Below are 6,398 nucleotides of genomic sequence, written 5' to 3'. Positions count from 1 at the left end.
TGTAAATTGGCACAGGCCGATGAATTCATTCAGAAGATGCCCGATAAATACGATACTTATATTGAACAAGGAGGAACCAATGTTTCCGGCGGTCAGCGTCAAAGACTTTGTATCGCCCGTGCGTTGTTGAAAAAACCAAAGATCTTGATCCTGGATGATTCCACCAGCGCCGTCGACACGAAAACCGATGCCTTGATCCGTCAAGCCTTTATGGAAAAGATCCCGGATACAACTCGTATCATCATTTCTCAGCGTGTCAGCTCGATCCAAGATTCTGATCAGATTTTGGTCTTGGATGAAGGAAGGATCTCCGGCCTGGGAACACATGATGAGTTATTAAAATCCAATAAGCTTTACCGTGAAACATTCATGGAACAGCAGAAAGGAGGAAACCTCAGTGAATAATCAAAAACCAACGAACGGTCTTGCCCGCATTATCAAGGCAACGATCAAGAATTATAAACTGGCTTGTTTCTTCATTTTGATCTTCATTTTGATCAGCTGTTTTGCCAACGTCTACGGAAACACCTTCTTAAAAGATTTGATCGATGTGTATATCGTACCGATGCTGGCGCAGGAAGAAGCGGATTTCGGGCCATTGATCCGTGCCCTTTTGACTTTGGCTTCGATCTATGTCGTAGGAATCCTCTGTACATATCTCTATAACCGAATCTTATTGAATGTGGCGCTGGGTACGCTGCGCGATACGCGTGACCGCCTGTTTGAACATATGGAAACCTTGCCGATTGGTTATTTTGATACCCATTCTCATGGAGACATCATGTCGATCTATACCAATGACACCGATACCTTGCGTCAGCTCTTAACCATGGCAGCTCCGCAGCTGATCGTCAGCGTGGTCACGATGGTCTCCGTATTGATCTCTATGATCCTGCTAGATATTCCTTTGACATTGGTGGCCATTATTGTCGCCATCATCATGGTCGCTTCCTCTAAATTTATCACGACTCGTTCGGCTCGCTACTTCCGCGCCCAACAAGAAGACCTGGGTAAAGTCAACGGCTTTATCGAAGAAATGGTGGAAGGAAGCAAGGTCATCAAAGTCTTCTGTCATGAAGAACAAAGTGTCAAAGACTTTGATAAAGTCAATGAACAATTGTTTGAAGCCAGTGCCAATGCGAATATGTTTGCGAATATCTTGATGCCGATCATCGGAAACTTAGGATACTTAAGTTATGTCATCACCGCAATCGTCGGTTCCATGATGGCCGTGCATGGCATCGGTGGTTTGACTCTGGGAACGATTGCCGCTTTCCTGCAGTTGAACCGTTCGTTCAACAACCCGATCGGCCAGATCTCGCAGCAGGTCAATGCCGTTGTGATGGCAGGAGCTGGTGCTTCACGTATCTATGCTCTGTTAGATTCCCCAAGCGAAGTCGATGATGGAAAAGTGACTCTGACTTGTGTTGAAGTCAATGAAGACGGAAGTTACACCGAAACCGATAAAAATACGGGACACTGGTGCTGGAAACATCCGAGACAAGATGGTACGGTCGATTATGTTCCATGGAAAGGCGATGTCCGCTTCCATGATGTCGTCTTCGGTTACAACGAAAAGAAAACAATCTTGCATGATATCAATCTCTATGCCAAGCCGGGAGAAAAGATTGCCTTTGTCGGGGCAACCGGAGCCGGTAAAACAACGATCACCAATCTGATCAACCGTTTCTATGATATCCAGCAAGGTTCCATCACTTATGACGGCATCGATATCAAGCTGATCAAAAAAGACGACCTTCGTCATTCCTTGGGAATCGTATTACAAGATACCAACTTGTTTACAGGAACGATCATGGATAATATCCGCTACGGGAAACTGGATGCAACCGATGATGAATGTATCAAAGCCGCAAAACTTGCCAACGCCCATGACTTCATTAAACATCTGGACCACGGCTATCAGACTGTGATCACAGGTTCTGGAACCTCACTTTCTCAAGGGCAGAAACAGTTGTTGTCGATCGCTCGTGCAGCGGTTGCCAATCCACCGGTATTGATCCTGGACGAGGCCACTTCTTCGATCGATACCCATACGGAACGCATCGTCCAAGATGGTATGGATAAACTGATGCAGGGACGAACGGTGTTTGTGATTGCACACCGTCTAAGCACGATCCAAAACAGTGATGCGATCATGGTCTTGGAAAATGGACGCATCATCGAACGTGGAAACCACGATGAGCTCATCAAACAGAAAGGTACATATTATCAGCTTTATACAGGTGCCTTTGAATTAGAATAAGCACAAAAAAAATGGTTCGCTTTGAACCATTTTTTTATGCATTCTCGTTGAATACTTGTAAAGCTAGGCATCCTAATCCAGTGTGGATCCCCACGGCACTGACTAGATCAATGATCTTGACCTTGGCCCCGTCAAAAGATCTCTGGATCTTTTGGGCATAGTCCACCGCGGCATCCAAAACATCCACATGGGCCACAATAAAGGTATAATCAGAGGTAACCCCTCGACTCTTGATAAACTCGATCACCTTATCTTGAGCCTTGGTCATCGTCCGGACCTTGGCCATGACATCGACGCGCCCCTTGGTCCCTTTGTCTAAATAAAGAACGGGTTTGATCTTGAGAAGTCCTCCCAGCATCGCAGCTGCCGGAGTAAGTCTTCCCCCGCGTTTCATATGTTGAAGATCATCACAAAGCAGTACTGTTTCACAGCTTGCCGCAATGCGCTCAAGACGAGCAATAGCTTCTTCTGGCGTATGGCCTTTTTCAATCATCGCTTTGGCAATCTCGATCATGCGATCTTGTACCACAGCCGTGACGTAACAATCCACCCCGTAGAATTTCAACCCCACTTGGTGAGCTACCATTTCCAACGATTGAAACGTACTGGAAAGGCCTTTACAAATAGGTACACAGAACACGGCCTCATAGCCTTCCTCTTTCAGTTTCGCGAATGTATCTTCGATCACACCCAGTTTCGGCAAAGAAGTTTTCATCAGGATCTGCTCATGCAGATTAGAGATGACTTTCTTGTAAGGGATCGTGACATATTCATCATAAGAATTTCCGTTGTATTCGATCTGCAACGGAAAACAATGAATCCCTCTTTCCTGCCAATAAGCCGGATCCTTTCCTGTCCCTGTATCCGTCACAAAAGCAATCTTCATCTAGTCGGCCCCCTTCACTTTTTTGCAGTATTGGAAAGCAACAGAGCCGAGTCCTGTATGCGAAGCGATAACCGCACAGATTGGTTCTCTTTGGATCTTGTGATCCGGTCCAATCAGAGCTCGCAGTTCATCCACACACATTTTCGCATTTTCTTCAGCGGCAGAGTCGACCACAAAATAGACGCAATCACCGGCTTCTTTGGCTCCTTTGGCTGCCAATTTAGCCGCTTTGGAGATGGCTTTGGCCATCGTACGAACTTTTTCACACGTTCCTACTTTTCCTCCGGAATTCTTGCTGACTTCCAAGATCGGCTTGATCTTGAGCATGCCGGCCAGTTTGGCTGCCATCGGTGTCAAGCGTCCGCCTCGAGCTAAATGATTCAGATCTTCCGGGATCAGGAATCCTTGTGTATGATCCAGCACATCGGATAAACGATGGATAATTTCTTCCGGCACATAGCCTTTTTCATTGAGCTTGGCAGCACTGATCGCTAAATATCTTTCCACGGCCAAGGTCGTATAAATATCTAAAGTATGCAAATTGATCTCATGCCATTTCGCACTGGCCTGGATTGCCTGGTTGGTTCCGGATAACCCATTGGACAATGTTACGGCTACGACATCTGTCACGCCTTCTTTTTTGTATTCATCAAATAATTCTTCGATCATTCCTAAAGGCGGCATACTGGTCTGCGGCATATAGCCTTTATCGATCAGATCATACAATTGATCGATCGTCAAATCGATCCCATCCAGATATGTCTTATTATCGACGATCACTTGTAAAGGCAGATAATCTAAATTATATTGGGCGGCTTCTTCTTTTGACAAACCAGAGCCGCTATCGGTCAACACTCTTACTTTCATACGCTCATTCTCCTTTTATAATTCGGTATAATCGTATCACGAAGTCCTCATTTTCTCAATGTGCACTCCCGATGAATTCTGCCTCCTTTTTAGTATAATCATGTTATAATAAAGCTAGTAAATCGAGGTGCGTTTTATGCCAAGTTTTATCACATTTAAAGATGTCAAAAAAACGTATACGATGGGAGAAGTGAAGATCCACGCTTTGGATGGTGTCTCTTTTTCAATCGATCAAGGTGAGTTTGTGATCATTGCCGGAGCCAGCGGTGCCGGAAAAAGTACGATCTTGAACTTGCTGGGAGGGATGGACACCGTCACCGAAGGCGATATCATCGTAGACGGGCAAACTGTCAGTGCTTATAACGAAAAAGAAATGACCTACTATCGCCGCTATGATGTAGGGTTTGTCTTTCAGTTCTATAACTTGGTCCAAAATTTGACATTGCGAGAAAATGTCGAACTGGCTACGCAAATCTGTAAAGAACCTCTTGATATTGAAGAAACAATACGTTCCGTTGGATTGGAAGAAAGAATGGATAACTTCCCAAGCCAGCTTTCCGGCGGTGAGCAGCAGCGTGTGGCGATTGCCCGCGCCCTGGCAAAAAATCCTAAGCTGTTATTGTGCGATGAACCGACCGGCGCTTTGGATTATAAAACGGGAAAACAAGTTTTAAAAGTTCTGCAGGACACTTGCCGCCAGCAGAAAAAGACCGTGATCGTGATCACCCACAATTTGGCTTTGACTCCGATGGGTGACAAGATCATCAAGGTCAAAAGCGGTAAGATCGATTCCATCGAGATCAATGAGAATCCAATGGACGTAGATGCGATTGAATACTAATGCCTAGAACATTTTTAAAAAATATATTCTGTGAAATCAAAAGCTCCTTTGGACGATTCTTCTCCATTCTTTCCATCGTCGCGATCGGAGTGGCCTTTTTTGCGGGCGTAAAAGCGAGTGCTCCAGACATGAAGTATTCTGCCGATGCCTATTTTGATGAACAGAATCTTCAAGATATCCAAATCTATTCTACCCTAGGCCTTACAGAAGAAGACATTCAAGCCATACAGGATGTAAAGGGTGTCGAAACTGCGCAAGGTCTTTTTACCATGGATGTTTTAACACAAAAAGAAAACACGCAGCTGGTCTTAAAACTGATTTCTTTGCCGGAAGAACAAAAAGTCAATACGATCCGTCTTGTCGAAGGCCGCATGCCAGAAAACGATCAGGAATGCTTAGTAGAAGCGGACAGTGCCACAAACACCTTGTTTGGCGGACTGGAAATTGGAGAAACGATTACTTTGACCAGCGGCACAGATACACCGATCAGTGATTCCTTGGCCAATGATACTTACACGATCGTTGGTACTTGTTATACACCGACCTATTTAAGCTATCAAAAAGGCAGCAGTTCTATTGGATCGGGAACGTTGAACAGTTTTGTTTATGTACCGGAACAAAACATTCTTTCTGAGTACTATACCGAAGCCGATATCTTGGTAAAAGGCGCCAAAGCCTATAACTCTTACGAAGATGATTATTTTGACGTGATCGATCCTGTGCTCAAAGAGCTCGAAAAGATTGCCGGTGAACAGATTGAGGTACGCATCATAGAAAGCCAGCAGGAACTCGATGAGGCCAAAGCGGAATTCAACGCGCAGATCCAGGATGCGCAAGATCAAATCAATCAAGCACAAAACGAGATCAATCAGGGACAGCAAGCGATTCAAAACAGCGAAGCAACCTTGGCTTCTTCCCGTGCTCAACTCGATGCCGGCTGGCAAGAATACTATAATAACCTTGCGCTGTTAGATAATCTTCCGGTCTTAAATGATGCGATCGCCCAAATCGAAACGGCCGAAGCTTCGCTTCCGCAAGTGGAATCGGGCATCCAACAAGCCCAAGCCGGATTGAATACAATCAATCAGACATTGGCAAATCTGGAAAGCAGCTACCAACAGATCACCGCCATAACGGATCTAGCTACCTTGCAGACACAAGCTCAAACGATCCAGGATCAAATCGCTCTGTTAGATCCAAACGATCCGGCCAATACAGATATTCTTGCCAGCTTACAAACGAAGCTGTCACAGATCGAACAATCCATCGAATTGATCCAAGGCTATGAATCCCTTGTCAGCCAGCGCTCACAAGTCCAAGCACAATATGATCAATTGGTCCAGACGCGCGATCAAATCAATGCTTCTGTGGCACAAAAGGCCACCTTGATTTCGCAAAGAGATGCCTTATTGAATGCTCAAGTCCAGCTTCAAAAAGCCTACAATGAACTGGTCAACGGAGAGGCTCAGTATGAATCGGGATTGGCCCAGATTCAAAATGCGAAGGAAGAATTAGCTTCCGGACAGTCGGAATTGAATGCC

At 45.2% G+C, this 6,398-nt stretch carries 6 protein-coding genes; 4 read left to right on the top strand and 2 right to left on the bottom strand.

The genetic code is table 11. The annotated features are described in order from the left end of the window. The coding region (locus tag Q0J48_RS06235; RefSeq protein ID WP_296242576.1) for an ABC transporter ATP-binding protein at positions 1–405 on the top strand (405 nt) is incomplete at its 5' end. Continuing rightward, the gene (locus Q0J48_RS06230) at positions 398–2,263 is read left to right on the top strand and encodes an ABC transporter ATP-binding protein (RefSeq protein WP_296242575.1); all 1,866 of its coding nucleotides are present in this window, start codon (positions 398–400) and stop codon (positions 2,261–2,263) included. The genes Q0J48_RS06235 and Q0J48_RS06230, both read left to right, overlap by 8 nt. A 34-nt stretch (positions 2,264–2,297) precedes the next feature. Here the strand turns inward: Q0J48_RS06230 and Q0J48_RS06225 are convergent, their stop codons facing one another. Then, positions 2,298–3,149: a DegV family protein gene (locus Q0J48_RS06225; RefSeq protein WP_296242573.1), complete on the bottom strand. Its 852-nt coding sequence runs from the start codon at positions 3,147–3,149 to the stop codon at positions 2,298–2,300. Next, on the bottom strand, positions 3,150–4,016 hold the full coding sequence (locus Q0J48_RS06220; RefSeq protein ID WP_296242571.1) for a DegV family protein: 867 nt from the start codon (positions 4,014–4,016) through the stop codon (positions 3,150–3,152). Between the two features lie 136 nt (positions 4,017–4,152). On the opposite strand from Q0J48_RS06220, the gene Q0J48_RS06215 reads away from it, so the two are divergent. Together Q0J48_RS06215 and Q0J48_RS06210 are read left to right on the top strand one after the other, a co-directional pair. Next, the gene (locus Q0J48_RS06215; protein ID WP_296242569.1) at positions 4,153–4,857 is read left to right on the top strand and encodes an ABC transporter ATP-binding protein; all 705 of its coding nucleotides are present in this window, start codon (positions 4,153–4,155) and stop codon (positions 4,855–4,857) included. Further along, positions 4,857–6,398, top strand: a 1,542-nt coding sequence (locus tag Q0J48_RS06210; RefSeq protein WP_366937069.1) for an ABC transporter permease, incomplete at its 3' end; no start/stop codon positions are given. The genes Q0J48_RS06215 and Q0J48_RS06210, both read left to right, overlap by 1 nt.

Origin of the sequence: uncultured Faecalicoccus sp. (assembly GCF_944325745.1) — a bacterium.
In the GTDB taxonomy this organism is placed as follows: Bacteria; Bacillota_I; Bacilli_A; order Erysipelotrichales; family Erysipelotrichaceae; genus Faecalicoccus.
This window is presented reverse-complemented; position numbering and strand designations above follow the sequence as displayed.

Coding starts and splice junctions, on each gene's coding strand:
- Q0J48_RS06215 (WP_296242569.1), top strand. CDS start 4,153: ATGCCAAGTTTTATCACATTTAAAGATGTCAAAAAAACGTATACGATG.
- Q0J48_RS06220 (WP_296242571.1), bottom strand. CDS start 4,016: ATGAAAGTAAGAGTGTTGACCGATAGCGGCTCTGGTTTGTCAAAAGAA.
- Q0J48_RS06225 (WP_296242573.1), bottom strand. CDS start 3,149: ATGAAGATTGCTTTTGTGACGGATACAGGGACAGGAAAGGATCCGGCT.